Here is an 18040-nt window from a genome sequence, read left to right as displayed (position 1 = left end):
GTCGATACGTTGCGTGACGTGAACGAACATCCCTCGATCGCCCGCTTCCGCGCCGAGCTGGCCGAGCGCGGCGGGACCGGCCGGATCGTCGTGCTGCCCGACTCCGTGCACACAGCCGCCCTGGCGGCTGAAGCTCTGGGCTGCGCCGTCGGCGCCATCGCGAACAGCCTGCTGTTCGCCGCGACCACCCGCGCGGGCACCACCGAACCGGTGCTGGTCCTCACCTCGGGCGCGCACCGCGTCGACACCGACAAGGTGGCAGCCGCGATCGACGTGATCGGCCTGAAGCGTGCGAAGCCGGAGTTCGTGCGCGAGCACACCGGCCAGGTCATCGGCGGCGTGTCCCCCATCGCCCATCCCGCGCCCCTTCGCACGTACATCGACCTCGCGCTGCGGGCGTACGACGAGATCTGGGCGGCGGCAGGACATCCGGCCGCGGTCTTCTCCACGACGTATGCCGAGCTGCTTGCGATGACCGGGGCCCGGGAGACCACCGTCAACTGAGATCAGGGTTCGGTGAGGGCCGACCGAGGGCGAATCCGGATGGTCCGGCCGCTCGCCTCGGACGAGGCTGGATCCATGAGCTTCCCCGTCAGGTCGGCCGCCCTCGTCGCGCCCCTGCTCCTGCTCACGTACGGGGTGCTTCGGCTCGCGACAGACGAGTCTCGCAGCCCGGTCCGGGACGTCGGGCAGGGCTTCATGCTGGCGGCCCTCACCTGCTTCGGAGTGTTGCTGGTCGGGCTCCGCCGTGCCGTCCGGGCCCCGTCGGTGCGACGAGCGACCGCCACGACGACCATGACGGTGCTGGGGCTCGTCGGTGTCGCGGTGCTGCTGCTGTTGGCTCTGGACGAGGCGTTCCCGTCGGCTGACGGGGCGTTCCCGCTGCCTGATCGGCCGAACGACGTCGGGCCGGTGCTGCTGCTCATGGGACTGTCCGGACTGCTGGTCGACGTCACGATCCACGAGCCGCACCGCATGCCGGCGTGGTCCCCCGTCGCGGTCGCAGCGGGCTTCGGGGCCATGGCCCTGAAGCCCGACCTGTCGACGCTCGCGGCGATGCTGCTGCTCGCCGGGCTGCTGCCACTCGTCCGGACGTCGGCCCTAGATCGGGTCCGTGCGCCCCTAGAGTGACTGCATGGCGAGTGATGCGGTCGAGATTGAGGCCGGCGGACGAACCGTCCGGGTCTCGAGTCCGACCCGGGTGATCTACGAGGCGACCGACTTCTCACCCGAGGTGACCAAGCTGATGGTCGCGGAGTACTACGTCGCCGTCGAGGACGGCCTCATGCGGGCCCTGCGTGACCGCCCGGTGGCGCTGGAGCGGTGGCCCAAGGGCGTGCGCGAGGGCATGGTCATGTCGACCCGGGCGGACAGCCATGGCGACGCGTTCTACCAGAAGCGCATGATGCGGGGCGCTCCCCCGTACGTCGAGAGCACGCGCATCCTCTTCCCGTCCGGTCGCGTCGCCGACGAGATCTGCATGACCGAGATCGCCACGGCGGCGTGGGCGGCGCACATGGGCGCCATCACGTTCCACCCGTGGCCGACGCGGCGCGACGACAACGACCGGCCGGACGAGCTGCGGATCGACCTCGACCCCTTCGGCGCCGCGACCTTCGGCGACGCCGTGCGGATCGCGGGGGTCGCGCGAGAGCTGTTCGACGAGCTCGGCATCCGCGCCTTCCCCAAGACCAGTGGCAAGCGCGGGATCCACGTCTACGTCCGGATCGAGCCGTCGTGGACCTTCACCGACGTGCGCCATGCCGCCATCGCGTTCGCCCGTGAGCTCGAGAAGCGTACGCACGGCGTCACCACGGCCTGGTGGAAGGAGGAGCGAGAGAACAACGTCTTCGTCGACTTCAACCAGAACTGCCGTGACCGCACGATCGCCTCGGCCTACAGCCTCCGTCCGGCGCCCGGTGCGCCCGTCTCCACACCGGTGACGTGGGACGAGCTCGCGACCCTCGACGACCCCCGCGCCTTCACGCTGCACACCGTGCCCGACCGGCTGGCCACCCAGGGCGACGCGTGGGGCGAGATCGACGACGTGCACCACTCGCTCCAGCCGCTGCTCGACCTCTGGGAGGCTGACCCGGTGGAGATGCCCTATCCGCCGGAGTACCCGAAGATGCCGGGCGAGCCCAAGCGCGTCCAGCCGAGCAAGGACACCAGGAACAAGAGCGGCTGACGTCTACGCGGGGTCGGCGACCTCGACCACCGGGCCCTCGGGGCCGACCTCCACGCGGGCGACGATCAGCCGGCCGGTGCTCGACTGGCGGAACGTGTGGGTGGTCGTGTCGTCCTCGACGGGCTCGAGGTCGTCCGGGTCGATCTCGAGCTGGGTGGCCACGGACTGCTTGATGTCGGTCATCGCGGCACCGGGGCGTGGGCGGCACGACCCGTCGCACGGCCGTGCGTCGTCGAGGTTCGCATGTCCAGACCGTACGCGGGCCGACGGACTCCCGCACTCCCACGCAACCGACATGTGCCTACAGTGGGCTGGTGGACCCGACGCCTGCCCGGATGGACCTCGGACGACTGATCGAGCGGGCCGACGGTGACTTCGCCTCGCAGGACGCTCAGCAGCTCCGCCAGGACTTCACGCGCTTCATGATGCGCTACAAGTTCGGCATGGAGGAGATCGTCACCAAGCTGACGATCCTCAAGGACGAGTTCGCGCACCTGCACGACACCAACCCCATCGAGCACGTGTCGTCGCGGCTCAAGAACCCCGAGTCGATCGTCGAGAAGATGGGCCGCAAGCAGTGCGAGCCGACGTTCGAGTCGATCGCCGAGCGCATCACCGACATCGCCGGAGTACGCGTGACGTGCAGCTTCGTGTCGGACGTCTACACGATCTTCGACCTGCTGACCGGGCAGTCCGACGTGCACGTCGTCGAGGTCCGGGACTACATCAAGACGCCCAAGCCCAACGGCTACCGCAGCCTGCACGCGCTGGTCGAGGTCCCGGTCTTCCTGAGCGACGGCGAGGTTCCCGTCCTGGTCGAGGTGCAGCTGCGGACCATCGCGATGGACTTCTGGGCGAGCCTGGAGCACAAGATCCACTACAAGTACCGCGAGGACGTGCCCCAGTCGCTGCTCGACGGGCTCCGGGACGCCGCCGAGACCGCTGGCGAGCTCGACGCGACGATGGAGCGCCTGCACACCGAGGTCAAGACTTCCGGCGAGCTCCCCCAGGCGCTGAAGGCCGAGCTCAGCAACGGCACGAACGCGGTGCCCGACGAGGCGCTGATCGAGCGCCTGCGCCGCCTCAGCAGCTGACGCGACCGCGATCCGACATCCCGGAGCCTCAGGTCAGGACCTGGGCGAGGTCGTACTTCGCGACTTCCTCGAGCTGTTGATAGGTGCATGACTGCGGCTCGCGGTCGGGCCGCCAGCGCTTGAACTGCGCGGTGTGACGGAAGCGTGCGCCGTCGCCGACGCCCTCCATGTGCTCGTAGCCGACCTCGGCGACCCGGGTCGGGGCGAGCGTGACGAACGACAGGTCCTTGGTGCCCGTCCAGCGGCTCTGGCCCCCGGGCAGCCGTGAGCCGGCCTGGGCGTCGGCGTCCTGCCACTGGCCCCACGGGTGCTCCGACGCCTCGACGACCAGTGGCTCGAGCTCGGCGATCAGCTCGGCACGACGCGACTCCGTGAACGAGGCGGCGACACCGACGTGCTGCAGCTGACCGTCGTCGGCGTAGAGGCCCAGCAGCATCGACCCCAGCAGGGGCCGGTCGGCCGTCGAGGTCTTGTGCAGCCGATAGCCGGCGACGACGACGTCTGCCGTGCGGGAGTGCTTGATCTTGAGCATCGTGCGCCCGTTGGGCGCGTAGGGCTTGCCCAACGCCTTGGCGACGACGCCGTCGAGGCCCGCCCCCTCGAAGATGCCGAACCACTCCTCGGCCTCTGCGGCGTCGGTCGTCGTGCGGGTGACGTGGATCGGGTCGGCCGCGGAGGCCAGCGCCTCCTCGAGACGGGATCGGCGCACGGAGAACGGCTCCGCCAGCAGCGACTCGTCGTCGAGCGCCAGCAGGTCGAAGGCGACGAACGAGGCCGGCGTGCGCTCGGCCAGGGTCGCAACCCGGGACGCCGCGGGATGGATGCGCTGGGAGAGGGCGTCGAAGTCGAGACGACCGTCGATCGCGATGAAGATCTCGCCGTCCAGGACGCACCGCTGCGGAGTCTCCGCCTTGACCGCCTCGACGACGTCAGGGAAGTAGCGGGTTAGGGGCTTGGTCGAACGGCTCGCCAGCTCGACCTCGTCGCCGTCACGGAACACGATGCAGCGGAACCCGTCCCACTTGGGCTCGTACGACAGGCCGCCATCGACCGAGTCCGCGGCCGGCACGCCCTTGACCGACTTGGCCAGCATGGGTTGGAGCGGCGGCATCACGGGAAGATCCATGATCGACAGCCTAGAGCCGGCGCCTGACAGCCGACACCTACACTGATGAGGTGACTGAGCCGGCCAAACACGTGCCCGCCGTCGAGGTCGTGGACCTCGTCATGCGGTACGGCTCGGTGACCGCCGTCGACGGTCTCAGCCTCACGGTCGAGCCGGGCACGGTGACGGCGATCCTCGGGCCCAACGGCGCCGGCAAGACCACCACGATCGAGACCTGCGAGGGATTCCGCACGCCCCAGCAGGGCACCGTACGCGTGCTGGGCCTCGATCCCATCACCGACGGGCGCAAGCTCAAGCCTCGCGTCGGCGTCATGCTGCAGTCCGGTGGCGCGTGGTCGGGCTCGCGGGCGTACGAGATGCTGCGCCACATCGCGTCCTTGCACGCGCACCCGCTCGACGTCGACGAGGTGATCGAGCGCCTGGGGATGCAGGGCTACGGCTCGACGCCGTTCCGCCGCCTGTCCGGCGGACAGCAGCAGCGGCTCAGCCTCGCGATGGCGATCATCGGCCGACCGGAGCTGTTGTTCCTCGACGAGCCCACCGCCGGGCTCGACCCGCAGGCGCGCCGGGCCACCTGGGACCTCGTCTGCGAGCTGCGCGACAGCGGCGTGACGACCGTGCTGACCACGCACTTCATGGACGAGGCCGAGACGCTGTCCGACCAGGTCCACATCGTCGACGAGGGCCGCGTCATCGCGTCCGGCTCACCGCAGGCACTGGCCGCCTCCGGCGCCAAGAACACCGTACGTTTCACGGCCCGCGCCGGCCTCGACGTCGAGGACCTCATGCTGGCACTGCCGCACGACACCAAGGTCGACGAGGTCACGCCCGGCGCGTACGTCCTGGCCGGCAACGTCGACCCCGCGCTGCTCGCGACGCTCTCCGCATGGTGCGCCGGGGCCGGGGTGCTGACCGAGTCGCTCCTGGTTGAGCGGCAGACCCTCGAGGACCGGTTCCTCGAGCTCACCGGGAAGGCCCTTCGATGAGCCTGGACCTCTCCCCCATGCCCGGCGCTGCGTCCACGCCCACGATGCTGCGCTCCCAGGTCGCGATGGAGCTGCGGCTGCTGTCGCGCAACGGCGAGCAGCTGCTGCTGACGCTCGTCATCCCGCTGATGCTGCTCGTCCTCGGCACCCGCTCCAACGACGTCGTCGACCTCGGTGCGGGCCGGTCGATCGACATCATCACGCCGGGCATCCTCGCCCTCGCCGTGCTGTCGACGTCGTTCACGTCGCTGGCCATCGCGACCGGGTTCGAGCGCCGCTACGGCGTCATCAAGCGACTCGGCGCCTCTCCCCTCCCGCGGTGGGGACTCATGCTCGGCAAGATCGGCGCGATCGCGGTCGTCGAGATCGCCCAGCTGACGCTGCTCTCGGTCGTCGGCCTCCTGCTCGGCTGGGACCCGCACGGCGGCCTGACGGCATTCGGCCAGATGGTGGTGCTCGCGGTCCTGGGCACGGCGGCGTTCGGCTCGCTCGGGCTCCTGATCGCCGGGACCCTGCGCGCCGAGGCGACGCTCGCGGTCGCCAACCTCGTCTATGTCCTCCTGCTCGTCGGCGGCGGGTTGCTCGTGCCGTTGAGCCGCTACCCGGAGGCCGCTCGGCACGTCCTGGAGCTGCTGCCGTCCGGCGCGCTGGGCCAGGGGCTGCGCGACACCTTCGCCGGCCAGGGTCCGGGCGCCTTCACCATCGTGGTGCTGATCGTGTGGGCCGTCTCGTGCGGCCTCGGAGTCTCGAGGACGTTCAAGTGGGAGTGACAGCAAGCCTGCGAGCGCCGGGGCAGCGCGACGTCGAGCGATGGGCCTGGGCCGCGGTCGTCGCCAACACCGTGATCGTGCTGACCGGCGGCCTCGTGCGCCTGACCGGATCCGGACTCGGCTGCCCGACCTGGCCGCAGTGCACCGACACCTCGTTCGTGCCGCACCGCGCCCTCGGTGTGCACGGGGTCATCGAGTTCGGCAACCGCATGCTGACCTACGTGCTGATCGCGGTCGTGATCGTCACGTTCGTCGCGGTGTGGCGTTGGGCCGGCTCGACCCGTGAGCTGCGGCGGCTGGCCCTCCTGATCGCGTTGGGCGTGCCGTTCCAGGGCGTCATCGGCGGCATCACGGTTCTGACCGACCTCAACCCGTGGGTCGTCTCGTTGCACCTGATCCTGTCGATGCTGCTCGTTGCCGCCTCGATGCTGCTGGTCCTCCGGGTGCGCGGCCTCGGCCGCGACGTCTGGCCGCCGTACGCCAAGCCGGTGGTCATCTCCGCGTACGTCGTCCTGTGGGTCGTCGTCTACCTCGGCACGATCGTCACGGGCGCCGGTCCCCATGCCGGGGACGCCGAGGCCCCGCGCAACGGGCTCGACCCCCACGTCATGAGCCACGTGCACGCGGCGAGCGTCTACGTCCTCGTCGTGCTCACGGTTGCCGCCTACGTCTTGCTACGTCGGACGCCGGCTGCCCGCGTCGCCATGGTGTTCCTGGCGATCGAGCTCGCACAGGGCACCATCGGCTTCGTGCAGTACTTCACCGACCTGCCGATCGCCCTCGTGACGATCCACCTGATCGGCGCCGCAGCCCTGATCGCCGGCGGCACGCGACTGCTCGTCACCGTCGTGTCCGTCGTCCCCACGACGCCCGACCTCGGGTCTTCCCCGCGACCGACAGACGCGTCGCCCTCGCGCTGAACGCGTGCGTGCCCCTACGGTGTGCAGGTGCCCACCGCCCTCACGACAGCCCGCCGCGGGCTCGGCCCGGTGGTCGCGGTCCATGCGGGCCTGCTCGCAGCGGGGGCCGTCGCGGTGTCCTTCGAACCACCGGCCCAGGGGTGGGCGGTCCTGCTCTGCGTCATCGGCTACGTCGCCGGCCTGCTGCTCGCGTGCCGGCCCTCGGACCATCGCGACCTCTTCGCGCTGGCCGGCTTCCTGACCTTCGTGTCAATCTTCCAGGTGCTGCCCGACTGGGTGCTGGCCGACCTCATCGGCACGCTGCGATTCCCCGACACCGGCGGCCCGCGGGTAGACGACGTCATCCCGCTCGCCATGGCCGCCATGTGGGTGGCGCCCTTGTTCGTCGCCCTGGCGCTGGCAGCCGGCAGACCCAGGCGTGCCGCTCTGCTGGCGGCAGTGATCTTCTTCGGCGCCGAGCTGCTGGCCCCGACCCTCGGGCTGTGGGAGCCGGTGGGCGACACGCACCGAGTGCTGGGCGTGGCGGCTTACGTCGTGCCGGCTGAGGCCGCCCTCGGGTGGGCCGCCGCCACGGCGTTCGCTCAGGTCCGGCACACGTCCCTGGTGACGAAGCTCGCGGCCGCGCTGGCCGTCTCGACGTTCTACCTGGGGGCACTCGTGCTCTCACACTTCCTCATCGACGTCGCTGGCTGGCGCCTCACCTGAAGCTCAGCCCTGGTCCACGGTCACGGGGTGCCCTCTTGCTCGGTGCGCCAGCGATCGGCGTTCATGGCGAACACCCAGCGGCGTCCGGGCCACTCGGTGAGCGACCACAGCCACCGGCGCTGCGGCAGCCAGGTGACATCCTCCGGACCGGTCGGCAGCACGCCGCGGTGGCGCGTGTAGCTGCCGGGCCTGCCGACCCACAGGTCACCGGGATTGCCCTCGCCGTTGCTCGACGTGATCGCCCAGGTGCCCTCGAAGACCACCGCGCCCTGCATCCGTGCGACCTGGCGGTCGTGCAGCTCGCTCGCCACAGCCCTGCCACGATCGTCGCTGCGCAGCAGCTGGGTGTCGCGGTCGATCGGATACCGGATGAGGCGATGGCTGCCGCCCTTGCGGCCGTACTCCCCCGCCACGAGGTGGTCCTCGGCGCCGGCTCGGTCGAGGGACATGAACGAGTACGTCATGCGGCTGCCGTCCTCGTCGTGCTCGGCCGCGTAGGACGAGTACTGCGGCAGCACGTAGCGATAACCCTTGGAGCGCAGGCGGTTGCGGACCCGCACGATGTCGTCCAGCCGGAACACGCGGATGCCGGACGAGCTGCCTGCGACGAACAGGTGGTCGCCGTACCAAACGATCCCGCCTGCGTGCACCCTGACGGGGCGCAGGCGGTGGAAGAAGCCCCACCGTCGGGGTGCCGTCAGCAGGACGTGGCGGTAGCGCGGCGGAGCATCGTCGGTCCAGTCGATCACCGAGATCCGCGAGCCCAGCTGCAGCCAGCCGCGCCACCCGTGGGCGTACCAGCTCGTGATGACGACGTCGTGCCCCTCGAACATCCCGCCGCTCGGCTCGGCACCATAGGCGTCCGCAGACGTGGTGATGCCCTGGGGATACCACCGCTGCGTGTCCCGGTCGTCGTCCTGCCAGGTCATGCCGGCGACGGCCGCCTCACCGGGTACGTCAGCATGCGCTCCGACGCGGTTCAGGTCGGCGAGGACCCCGCGCAGCCCGACCCGGCGGAACCGGGTGAAGAACCGCTCCGAGAGGTTGAGCTCGCGTGCCGCTGCGACCAGACGATATCCCGGTGAGCTCACGCGGCCAGCGTACGCAGGGAGGGCGCGCGCAGCATCTTGCGCCAGCGGCGGCTAGCGCAGGAAGGGATCGACCGCCGCCGCCACGAACAGCAGCGCCAGGTAGGCGTTGGAGTAGTGGAACAGGCGCATGGGCTTGAGGACGGCCAGGTCCTCGGTGTCGGCCGCCCGCGACTTGAGGTCGTAGGCCTCGACGAGGAACACGATGCCGAGCGTGATCGCGACGGCGGGATAGAACCAACCCGTCGGCGTGATGGGCCACAGCAGCAGCGACGTGCCGACCATGACCCAGGAGTAGGCCACGATCTGCCGGGCCACCTCAGCCGACGACGCGACCGACGGCAGCATCGGGACGCTGGCCGCGGCATAGTCCTCGCGGTAGCGCATCGCGAGCGACCAGAAGTGTGGAGGCGTCCAGAAGAAGACGACCATGAACATCACGACCGGCGACCAGGCCAGCTCGTTGGTGACCGCGGTCCAGCCGATCAGCGCAGGGAAGCACCCGGCCGCGCCGCCCCAGACGATGTTCTGGGTCGTGCGGCGCTTGAGGATCATGGTGTAGCCGACGACGTAGAACACGTTGGCGGCCAGGGCCAGCATCGACGACAGCGGGTTGACGAGGGTCCACAGCCAGACCGTGGAGATCACGCCGAGCGCCAGCCCGAACCAGAGCGCACCGCGAGTGCCGACCTGGTGGCGCGGAAGCGGCCGCCGGGACGTGCGGCGCATGAGCTGGTCGATGTCGGCGTCGACGACGCAGTTGAGCGCGTTGGCGCTGCCGGCTGAGAGCGTTCCGCCCACGACCGTCGCGACGACGAGCCACGCCGACGGCACGCCCTGCTCGGCCAGGAACATGATCGGGACCGTCGTGAGGAGCAACAGCTCGATGATGCGCGGCTTGGTCAGCGCGACGTAGGACTTCACGACGTCGGTGAAACGCGGTGAAGGGGGTACGTCGGCGCCGAGCGCTGATCTCACGCCAACGGTGCTCACGTTCAGAGTCTAAAGGACGCGAGTACGCTCGTCGTGACGGCCCATGAAGCTGATCAGACAAGACCCTCGTTCGAACAACAGGAGCCAGAGCTGTGACGTCCGGAACCCCCTCCCTGGAGTGGACAGACCTCGACAAGAAGGCCGTGGACACCGTCCGTCTCCTGGCCGCTGACGCCGTTCAGAAGGTCGGCAACGGCCACCCCGGAACCGCGATGAGCCTGGCCCCGGTGGCCTACCTGCTCTACCAGAAGATCATGCGTCACGATCCGTCCGATCCGCACTGGGCCGGGCGCGACCGCTTCGTGCTGTCCTGCGGTCACTCCAGCCTGACGCAGTACATCCAGCTCTACCTCGCGGGCTACCCGATGACGCTCGACGACCTCAAGAGCCTGCGGACCTGGGGCAGCCAGACGCCGGGCCACCCCGAGTACAACCACACCCCGGGCGTCGAGGTGACGACCGGCCCGCTCGGCCAGGGTGTCGCCAACGCCGTCGGCTTCGCGATGGCCGCCCGCCGTGAACGCGGCCTGCTCGATCCCGACGCCGCGCCCGGCGAGAGCCCGTTCGACCACCACGTCTACGTCGTCGCGTCCGACGGCGACCTCCAGGAAGGCGTCTCGGCCGAGGCCTCGTCCCTCGCGGGCACGCAGCAGCTCGGCAACATCACGCTGCTGTGGGACGACAACCGCATCTCGATCGAGGACGACACCAACATCGCCTTCACCGAGGACGTCGCGGCCCGCTATGAGGCGTACGGGTGGCACGTCCAGACCGTCGACTGGACCAACGGTGGAACCGAGTACGTCGAGGACGTCCAGGCCCTGTGGGACGCCTATCAAGCTGCGGAGGCCGTGACGGACCGGCCGAGCTTCATCCGCCTCAGGACGATCATCGCGTGGCCGGCACCTTCCGCCCAGGGCACCGGCGGATCACACGGCTCCGCGCTCGGCGAGGACGAGATCCGCGCGACGAAGGAGCTGCTGGGCTTCGACCCCGACCAGACGTTCATCGTCGACGACGAGGTCATCGCCCACACCCAGTCCGTCCGTGACCGCGCCAAGACCGAGCGCGAGGCCTGGCAGCCGTCCTTCGACTCCTGGGCCGACGCCAACCCCGAGGGTGCCGAGCTGCTCGAGCGCCTCAAGAACCGCGAGCTCCCCAAGGGCTGGGACGCTGACCTGCCGGTCTACGAGGCCGACCCCAAGGGCGTGGCGACCCGTGTCGCGTCGGGTGAGTTCCTCTCGGCCGCCGTTGCCAGGCTGCCCGAGCTGTGGGGTGGCTCGGCCGACCTGGCCGGCTCCAACAACACGACGCCCAAGGGCGAGCCGTCCTTCCTGCCCCCTGAGCGATCGTCCGCCAAGTTCCAGGGTGACTGGTACGGCCGGGTGCTCCACTTCGGCATCCGCGAGCACGCCATGGGCGCGATCATGAACGGCATCGTCCAGCACGGCCTCACCCGCCCCTATGGCGGCACGTTCCTGGTGTTCAGCGACTACATGCGCCCGTCGGTGCGGCTCGCGGCGCTGCAGGAGCTGCCCGTGACCTACGTCTGGACGCACGACTCGATCGGCCTTGGCGAGGACGGACCGACCCACCAGCCGGTCGAGCACCTCGCGGCGCTTCGCGCGATCCCGGGTCTCGACGTCATCCGCCCGGCCGATGCCAACGAGACCGTGGCCGCTTGGCACACGCTGCTCGGCATCACCAACCGTCCCGCGGCGCTTGCCCTCAGCCGACAGAATCTGCCGACATTCCCTCGTGGCACCGACGGCTACGCCGAGGCCTCCGCGGTCGCCCGCGGCGCCTACACGCTGATCGATTCCGACGGCGAGCCCGACGTGATCCTGGTGTCGACCGGCTCCGAGGTGCAGCTGGCGGTCAAGGCGCGCGAGCTCCTCGCCGCCGAGGGCATCTCCGCGCGCGTGGTCTCGATGCCGTGCCGTGAGTGGTTCGAGCAGCAGGACAGCTCCTACCGCGACCGCATCATCCCGCCGCACCTGCGCGCGCGGGTCTCGGTCGAGGCGGGCGTCGCGTTCGGATGGCGCGACGTCGTCGGTGACGCCGGCCGCATCGTGAGCCTCGAGCACTACGGCGCATCGGCCGACTACGCAACGCTCTACGACAAGTTCGGCATCACCGCTGAGGCCGTCGTGGCCGCCGCCAAGGACTCGATCGCGGCCGCCGCAGGCGAGCCCACGGCGCCGTTCCACGCCCGGCCCGCCGGCGCGGTCGGCCCCGGCGACAACGCCGACGCCGCGCAGACTCACTGACCCGCACAACTGAATCCGAAGGAGACATCATGAACGACCGTCTGCAGTCCCTGGCCGACGCCGGGGTATCGATCTGGCTCGACGACCTCTCGCGTGAACGCATCGAGACCGGCAACCTCGCGTCGCTGGTCGCTGACTCCGGCGTCGTCGGCGTCACCACCAACCCCACGATCTTCGCCGCGGCCATCGCCAAGGGCGAGCGGTACGCCGAGCAGGTCAAGACGTTGAAGGCATCGGGCGCGGATCTCAAGACCACGGTCTTCGAGCTCACGACGACCGACGTCCAGAACGGCTGCGACATCATGCGCCCGGTCTTCGACGCCACCGGTGGCCTCGACGGTCGCGTCTCCATCGAGGTCGACCCCGACCTCGCCAAAGACACCGACGGCACGGTCGACCTCGCCAAGCGTCTGTGGGACCGCATCGACCGTCCCAACACGCTGATCAAGATCCCCGCCACGGTCGAGGGCCTGCCCGCCATCGCCGCGACGACGGCCGAGGGCATCAGCGTCAACGTCACCTTGATCTTCTCGCTCGAGCGCTACCGCGGTGTCATGGACGCCTACCTCTACGGTCTCGAGCAGGCCGACGCCAACGGCAAGGACCTCTCGACGATCCACTCGGTCGCGTCGTTCTTCGTCAGCCGGGTCGACTCCGAGATCGACAAGCGACTCGCCGACGACAGCCCGCTGCGCGGCAAGGCGGCCATCGCCAACGCACGACTGGCCTACGAGGCGTACGAGGAGGTCTTCGGGTCCGACCGCTTCAAGGCGCTCGCCGCCAAGGGCGCCAACGTGCAGCGTCCCTTGTGGGCCTCGACCGGCGTCAAGGACCCGGCCTACTCCGACACGATGTACGTGACCGAGCTCGTCGTCGACGGCACCGTCAACACGATGCCGGAGAAGACGCTCGAGGCGTTCGCCGATCACGGCGAGGTCACGGGTGACACCGTGCGCGGGACGTACGACGAGGCGCGTCAGGTCATCGCCGACCTCGAGGCCCAGGGCATCTCCTACGACGAAGTCGTCGAGCAGCTCGAGGTCGAGGGCCTCGACAAGTTCGAGAAGTCGTGGGACGAGCTGCTCGAGACCGTCCAGACCGAGCTCGACAAGGCCTGAGCCGTGGTGCAGATCGCCCTCACGGTCCCGGTCCAGAACGAGTTCGAGTCGGCGCTGCGCGAAGCCGTCCAGCATCGCGTGGCGTCACGCCTCGCGGCCCAGGACGCCAGCTTGTGGGGTCCCGACGCCGAGTCAGAAGCGAGCATCAGGCTCAGCTGGACGAAGCTGCCCGAGGCTTCCCGACCGCTCGTCCCCGAGATCGTCGAGCTGCGCGAGCAGCTGGGCGCCAAGGGGCTCGACCGGGTCGTTCTCTGCGGCATGGGCGGGTCGTCGCTCGCTCCCGAGGTCATCTGCCACCAGGCGGGCGTCCCGCTGACGGTCCTGGACTCGTCACAGCCCGACATGGTCCGCGCAGCCATCGCGGAGGGTCTCGAACGCACCATCGTGGTCGTCTCGAGCAAGTCCGGTGGCACCGTCGAGACCGACAGCCAGCGCCGCGCGTACGAGCAGGCGTTCAAGGACGCGGGGCTCGATCCCGTGGACCACATCGTCGTCGTCACCGATCCCGGCTCACCGCTGGATGACGAGGCCACCCAGGCGGGTTATCGCGTCTTCCGTGCCGATCCCCACGTCGGCGGCCGCTACTCGGCGCTCACGGCGTTCGGGCTCGTGCCCAGCGGCCTCGCCGGCGCCGACATCGCAGCGTTGCTCGACCAGGCGGCGGGTGCCGAAGCGGCACTGTTCGCCGACGACGGCGACAACCCGGCGCTGAGGCTCGGCGTGCTGATGGGTGTCGCCAATCGGCACCGCGTCGACAAGCTCGTGCTCGCCGACCAGACCCGGCATGGTGTCGGCGACTGGATCGAGCAGCTCGTGGCCGAGTCGACCGGCAAGCTCGGCAAGGGCATCCTGCCTGTCGTGGTGCCGTTCGAGAACGCGGTCAACTTCAACCCCAGCACGGCCGACTCGATCCTGGTCTCGATCGGCAGCACGGACGTTCCCGAGGCCCAGTCCGGCTGGGCCGCGGCGATCGACGCCGAGCTCGGCGCGCAGATGTTGCTGTGGGAGGTCGCCGTCGTGATCTCCGGACACATCATCGGCATCAACCCGTTCGACCAGCCCGACGTCGAGAGCGCCAAGCAGGCGGCCCGCGAGCTGCTGTCCGGTGGCGGCGACGTGCCGACCCCGGACGCCGACGACGCCGGCATCGACATCTACGGCTCCGGCTCGACCGTCGACCAGGCGGTCGCAGCCCTGCTCGAGCAGCTCGACCTCCAGCACGGCTACCTCGCGGTGCAGGTCTACCTCGACCGCATCGCCTACGCCGACTTCACGGGCGTCCGCGAGGTGCTCGCGCAGCGCGTCGGCCGCCCGGTGACGTTCGGCTGGGGCCCGCGGTTCCTGCACTCGACGGGCCAGTACCACAAGGGCGGCACGCCCAACGGGGTCTTCCTGCAGATCACGGGCGCGCCGTCCGAGGACCTCGCTGTGCCGGGTCGGGACTTCACGTTCGGCTCGTTCATCGACTCGCAGGCCGCCGGCGACGCGGCCGTGCTGCGCGACCACGGTCGCCCCGTCCTGCGCCTGCACCTCAACGACGTCGCGTCGGGCCTGCAGCGCCTGCGCGAGGCGCTGGCATGAGCCTCGTCGACAACCCGCTGCGGGACCCCAAGGATCGGCGGCTGCCGCGCATCGCGGGGCCCTGCAGCCTGATCCTGTTCGGTGTCACCGGCGACCTCGCCAAGAAGAAGCTGGTCCCGGCGATCTACGACCTGGCCAACCGCGGCCTGCTCCCCCCTGGATTCGCGCTCGTCGGCTTCGCTCGGCACGACTTCGGCACCGCAAAGTTCGCCAGCATGATCAAGCAGGCCGCCAAGGACGGCGCGCGCACGCCGTGGAGCGAGACGGTGTGGAAGCAGCTCGCGGCCGGCATCCGGTTCGTCCCCGGCGAGTTCGACGACGACGAGGCCTGGGAGCGGCTCGCCAAGACGATGGCCGAGCTCGACGAGCAGCAGGGCACCGGTGGCAACCACGCGTTCTATCTCTCGATCCCGCCCGGGCTGTTCCCCGTCGTGGTGTCGCAGATCAAGAAGCACGGGCTCGCCGAGTCGTCCGAGGGCTGGCGTCGCGTCGTCATCGAGAAGCCGTTCGGGCACGACCTGACGTCGGCCGAGGAGCTCAACCGGATCGTCGGCGAGGTGTTCCCGCGGCGGTCGGTGTTCCGCATCGACCACTACCTCGGCAAGGAGACGGTCCAGAACATCCTGGCGTTCCGCTTCGCAAACGGCATGTTCGAGCCGATCTGGAACAACCACTACGTCGACCACGTCCAGATCACGATGGCCGAGGACATCGGCATCGGCTCGCGTGCCGGCTACTACGACGGCATCGGCGCTGCCCGAGACGTCATCCAGAACCATCTCCTGCAGCTCATGGCGCTCATCGCCATGGAGGAGCCGGTGTCGTTCAACGCCTCGTCGTTGCGCATCGAGAAGCAGAAGATCCTTGCGAACGCCCGCCCGCCGGCCCGCATGGACCTGCACACGGCCCGCGCCCAGTACGTCGGCGGCTGGGCCGGAGGCGAGCAGGTGCTCGGCTACAAGGAGGAGGAGGGCATACCCCAGTCCTCCATGACCGAGACCTACGCGGCGATGCGCATCGACGTGCTGACCCGCCGCTGGGCCGGCACCCCGTTCTACCTGAGGGCCGGCAAGCGCCTCGGTCGTCGCGTCACCGAGGTGGCGGTCGTGTTCAAGCGGGCGCCGCACCAGCCGTTCAGCAAGAACGACGTCGAGGAGCTCGGCCAGAACGCGCTCGTGATGCGCATCCAGCCCGACGAGGGCGTGACCTTGCGGTTCGGCGCCAAGGTGCCCGGCACCACGATGGAGATCCGCGACGTCAACATGGACTTCGCTTACGGAGGCGCGTTCGTCGAGAGCAGCCCTGAGGCGTACGAGCGCCTGATCCTCGACGTCCTGCTGGGCGATCCGCCGCTGTTCCCCCAGCACGAGGAGGTCGAGCTCTCGTGGAAGATCCTCGACCCGGTGATCGCGCACTGGGATCGCCAGAAGACCATCGACACCTACCCGTCCGGCACCTGGGGCCCTGAGTCGGCCGACAAGATGCTGGCTCGCGACGGCCGCACCTGGAGGCGTCCCTGATGGAGATCGCACTCGAGAAGACCAACTCCTCCAGCATCGCCCGGGCCATGGTCAAGGCGCGCGTCGCAGCCGGCAGCCCGGCGATGGACATGGTGCTGACGCTGCTCGTCGTCACCGACGACGAGAACGTCAGCGAGGCGCTGAAGACCGCGACGACCCTCTCGCGCGAGCACCCGTCGCGCGTCATCGGCGTCATCCTCGGTGACGGCCGCGGAGCGGCCGAGCTCAACGCCAAGGTCCGCGTAGGTGAGAACTCGTCCGGCGAGTCGATCCTGCTGCGCATCTCGGGCGAGCTCACCAAGCACGCGGAGTCCGTCGTGCTGCCCCTGCTGCTGCCCGACTCCCCCGTCGTCGTGTGGTGGCCCGGCAAGCCCCCGACGGACCCGTCGCAGGACGCGATCGGCCGGCTTGCCCGGCGCCGTCTGACCGACGCCGAGGCCACCGACTCCCCCGTCAGGTCGCTCAAGAACGTGGCGCGTCACTACGTGCCCGGCGACACCGACCTGTCGTGGACCAGGCTGACCCCGTGGCGCGCGCTCCTGGCAGCAGCCCTCGACCAGTCCGACGGCAAGGTGACCGGCGGGACGGTCGTCGCGGGCAGCGGCAACCCCGCGGCGACCCTGCTGGTGGCATGGCTGGAGAGCCGGCTCAAGGTCGACATCAAGACCCGCAAGAGCGACGAGGGAGACCAGATCATGTCGGTCGTCCTCAACACGCCCAACGGCGACGTCCAGATCGAGCGCATCACGGACCACTCGTGCCACTTCAGCGTGCCCGGCTCCTCGCCGCGCGAGGTGCCGCTGGGGCCGCGTGCGCTGGCCGAGCTGCTCGCCGAGGACCTGCGCCGCCTGGACGCCGACGACGTCTACGAGGCGACCATCAAGCACATGCTGGCGGACGCATGAGCACGGGGGTGACGGCATGACGACCACGACCGAGGTCTATCCGGACGCGCCGGCGCTGGCTGCGGCGATCGCCGAGCGCCTGACCGGTCGCATCGCGCTGATCCAGGCCGAGGGGCGTCGCCCCAGCGTCGTGCTGACCGGCGGGACGATCGCGATCGATGCCTACGAGCTGATCGGCAGCGAGCTGGTCGACTGGACCCAGGTCGACTTCTACTGGGGCGACGAGCGCTTCGTCCCTGAGGGTCACGCCGACCGCAACGACCAGCAGGCGCGCGACGCGTTCCTCGACCGCCTGGGTGTCCCGGCGGCCAACATCCACTCGATGCCGGCCCACGGCTGCGACGTCAGCACAGCAGAGGCCGCCGACCAGTACGCCGCGGCGCTGCCGACCGAGCCGTTCGACATCACCCTGCTGGGCGTCGGTCCCGACGGCCACGTCGCGTCGCTGTTCCCGGGCTTCGCCCAGGTGCACGAGAGCGAGCGACGCGCGGTCGAGGTGTTCGACTCCCCGAAGCCACCACCCGTACGCATCTCGCTGACGTTCCCGGCGCTCAACAACTCCGAGGCCGTGTGGTTCATCGTGGCCGGCGAGGGCAAGTCCGACGCCGTCGCCCGGGCCCTGGGCGACGGCACGCTCGACGACACACCCGCGCGTGGGGCCCAAGGACGTAGCGAAACGGCCTGGCTCCTCGACACCGCGGCCGCTTCCAAGCTCTGACGGGCGTCCCCAACGCCATCGAGCGGTGCCCTGACGTCCAGCATCCCGTACGGGGTGG

The 18040-nt window shown here is 69.9% G+C and carries 18 protein-coding genes; 14 read left to right on the top strand and 4 right to left on the bottom strand.

All coding sequences use genetic code 11. The features are described 5' to 3' along the window. Positions 1-18 precede the first annotated feature (18 nt). The 3 genes from AB0N22_RS04030 to AB0N22_RS04020 all read left to right on the top strand — a co-directional run bounded on the left by AB0N22_RS04030 (position 19) and on the right by AB0N22_RS04020 (position 2188). Positions 19-504 carry a YbaK/EbsC family protein gene (locus AB0N22_RS04030; RefSeq protein WP_364636407.1) on the top strand — a complete coding sequence of 162 codons (486 nt, stop codon included), beginning with the start codon at positions 19-21 and terminating at the stop codon, positions 502-504. Between the two features lie 75 nt (positions 505-579). Continuing rightward, positions 580-1131: a hypothetical protein gene (locus AB0N22_RS04025; RefSeq protein ID WP_364636405.1), complete on the top strand. Its 552-nt coding sequence runs from the start codon at positions 580-582 to the stop codon at positions 1129-1131. 4 nt (positions 1132-1135) lie between these two features. Next, entirely contained in the window at positions 1136-2188 is a 1053-nt protein-coding gene (locus tag AB0N22_RS04020) for a DNA polymerase domain-containing protein (RefSeq protein WP_364636403.1), read from the top strand. A gap of 3 nt (positions 2189-2191) precedes the next feature. Here the strand turns inward: AB0N22_RS04020 and AB0N22_RS04015 are convergent, their stop codons facing one another. After that, positions 2192-2371 carry a hypothetical protein gene (locus AB0N22_RS04015; protein ID WP_364636401.1) on the bottom strand — a complete coding sequence of 60 codons (180 nt, stop codon included), beginning with the start codon at positions 2369-2371 and terminating at the stop codon, positions 2192-2194. A gap of 131 nt (positions 2372-2502) precedes the next feature. Here AB0N22_RS04015 and AB0N22_RS04010 point away from each other — a divergent pair, with 131 nt between their 5' ends. Beyond that, complete coding sequence (locus tag AB0N22_RS04010; protein WP_364636399.1) at positions 2503-3282, top strand: GTP pyrophosphokinase family protein; 780 nt, start codon at positions 2503-2505, stop codon at positions 3280-3282. A gap of 28 nt (positions 3283-3310) precedes the next feature. On the opposite strand, the gene AB0N22_RS04005 is transcribed toward AB0N22_RS04010, so the two are convergent. Continuing rightward, positions 3311-4408 carry an ATP-dependent DNA ligase gene (locus AB0N22_RS04005; RefSeq protein WP_364636397.1) on the bottom strand — a complete coding sequence of 366 codons (1098 nt, stop codon included), beginning with the start codon at positions 4406-4408 and terminating at the stop codon, positions 3311-3313. Positions 4409-4458: 50 nt separating this feature from the next. On the opposite strand from AB0N22_RS04005, the gene AB0N22_RS04000 reads away from it, so the two are divergent. The 4 genes from AB0N22_RS04000 to AB0N22_RS03985 are packed head-to-tail and all read left to right on the top strand — an operon-like array spanning position 4459 to position 7789. Continuing rightward, on the top strand, positions 4459-5394 hold the full coding sequence (locus AB0N22_RS04000; protein ID WP_364636395.1) for an ABC transporter ATP-binding protein: 936 nt from the start codon (positions 4459-4461) through the stop codon (positions 5392-5394). Then, positions 5391-6164, top strand: a complete 774-nt coding sequence (locus AB0N22_RS03995) for an ABC transporter permease (protein WP_364636393.1) — start codon at positions 5391-5393, stop codon at positions 6162-6164. Before AB0N22_RS04000 ends, AB0N22_RS03995 begins: the two co-directional genes overlap by 4 nt. Then, complete coding sequence (locus AB0N22_RS03990; RefSeq protein ID WP_364636391.1) at positions 6155-7084, top strand: COX15/CtaA family protein; 930 nt, start codon at positions 6155-6157, stop codon at positions 7082-7084. Before AB0N22_RS03995 ends, AB0N22_RS03990 begins: the two co-directional genes overlap by 10 nt. A 27-nt stretch (positions 7085-7111) precedes the next feature. After that, a complete protein-coding gene (locus tag AB0N22_RS03985; protein ID WP_364636389.1) occupies positions 7112-7789 on the top strand; it encodes a hypothetical protein in 678 nt (225 codons plus the stop codon). 20 nt (positions 7790-7809) lie between these two features. Here AB0N22_RS03985 and AB0N22_RS03980 read toward each other — a convergent pair whose 3' ends face one another. After that, the gene (locus AB0N22_RS03980; RefSeq protein WP_364636387.1) at positions 7810-8880 is read right to left on the bottom strand and encodes a hypothetical protein; all 1071 of its coding nucleotides are present in this window, start codon (positions 8878-8880) and stop codon (positions 7810-7812) included. A gap of 51 nt (positions 8881-8931) precedes the next feature. Further along, a complete protein-coding gene (locus tag AB0N22_RS03975; RefSeq protein ID WP_364639205.1) occupies positions 8932-9855 on the bottom strand; it encodes a heme o synthase in 924 nt (307 codons plus the stop codon). Between the two features lie 107 nt (positions 9856-9962). On the opposite strand from AB0N22_RS03975, the gene tkt reads away from it, so the two are divergent. The 6 genes from tkt to pgl are packed head-to-tail and all read left to right on the top strand — an operon-like array spanning position 9963 to position 17982. Next, positions 9963-12140, top strand: a complete 2178-nt coding sequence (gene tkt / locus AB0N22_RS03970) for a transketolase (RefSeq protein WP_364636385.1) — start codon at positions 9963-9965, stop codon at positions 12138-12140. Between the two features lie 29 nt (positions 12141-12169). Continuing rightward, positions 12170-13258, top strand: a complete 1089-nt coding sequence (gene tal, locus AB0N22_RS03965; protein WP_364636383.1) for a transaldolase — start codon at positions 12170-12172, stop codon at positions 13256-13258. Between the two features lie 3 nt (positions 13259-13261). Beyond that, positions 13262-14839, top strand: coding sequence for a glucose-6-phosphate isomerase (locus AB0N22_RS03960; protein ID WP_364636381.1), 1578 nt, complete (start codon positions 13262-13264; stop codon positions 14837-14839). Further along, positions 14836-16359 (top strand): glucose-6-phosphate dehydrogenase, encoded by a 1524-nt coding sequence (gene zwf, locus AB0N22_RS03955; RefSeq protein WP_364636379.1) that lies wholly within the window; start codon positions 14836-14838, stop codon positions 16357-16359. The genes AB0N22_RS03960 and zwf overlap by 4 nt, the downstream gene beginning before the upstream one ends. After that, the gene (locus AB0N22_RS03950; protein ID WP_364636377.1) at positions 16359-17264 is read left to right on the top strand and encodes a glucose-6-phosphate dehydrogenase assembly protein OpcA; all 906 of its coding nucleotides are present in this window, start codon (positions 16359-16361) and stop codon (positions 17262-17264) included. Before zwf ends, AB0N22_RS03950 begins: the two co-directional genes overlap by 1 nt. 16 nt (positions 17265-17280) lie before the next feature. Continuing rightward, complete coding sequence (gene pgl, locus AB0N22_RS03945) at positions 17281-17982, top strand: 6-phosphogluconolactonase (RefSeq protein ID WP_364636375.1); 702 nt, start codon at positions 17281-17283, stop codon at positions 17980-17982. Positions 17983-18040 lie beyond the last annotated feature (58 nt).

It is taken from the genome of Aeromicrobium sp. NPDC092404, from assembly GCF_040684095.1.
Lineage (GTDB): Bacteria > Actinomycetota > Actinomycetes > Propionibacteriales > Nocardioidaceae > Aeromicrobium.
This window is presented reverse-complemented; position numbering and strand designations above follow the sequence as displayed.

Coding starts and splice junctions, on each gene's coding strand:
- AB0N22_RS04025 (WP_364636405.1), top strand. CDS start 580: ATGAGCTTCCCCGTCAGGTCGGCCGCCCTCGTCGCGCCCCTGCTCCTG.
- AB0N22_RS04020 (WP_364636403.1), top strand. CDS start 1,136: ATGGCGAGTGATGCGGTCGAGATTGAGGCCGGCGGACGAACCGTCCGG.
- AB0N22_RS04015 (WP_364636401.1), bottom strand. CDS start 2,371: ATGACCGACATCAAGCAGTCCGTGGCCACCCAGCTCGAGATCGACCCG.
- AB0N22_RS04005 (WP_364636397.1), bottom strand. CDS start 4,408: ATGGATCTTCCCGTGATGCCGCCGCTCCAACCCATGCTGGCCAAGTCG.
- AB0N22_RS03995 (WP_364636393.1), top strand. CDS start 5,391: ATGAGCCTGGACCTCTCCCCCATGCCCGGCGCTGCGTCCACGCCCACG.
- tal (WP_364636383.1), top strand. CDS start 12,170: ATGAACGACCGTCTGCAGTCCCTGGCCGACGCCGGGGTATCGATCTGG.
- zwf (WP_364636379.1), top strand. CDS start 14,836: ATGAGCCTCGTCGACAACCCGCTGCGGGACCCCAAGGATCGGCGGCTG.
- AB0N22_RS03950 (WP_364636377.1), top strand. CDS start 16,359: ATGGAGATCGCACTCGAGAAGACCAACTCCTCCAGCATCGCCCGGGCC.
- pgl (WP_364636375.1), top strand. CDS start 17,281: ATGACGACCACGACCGAGGTCTATCCGGACGCGCCGGCGCTGGCTGCG.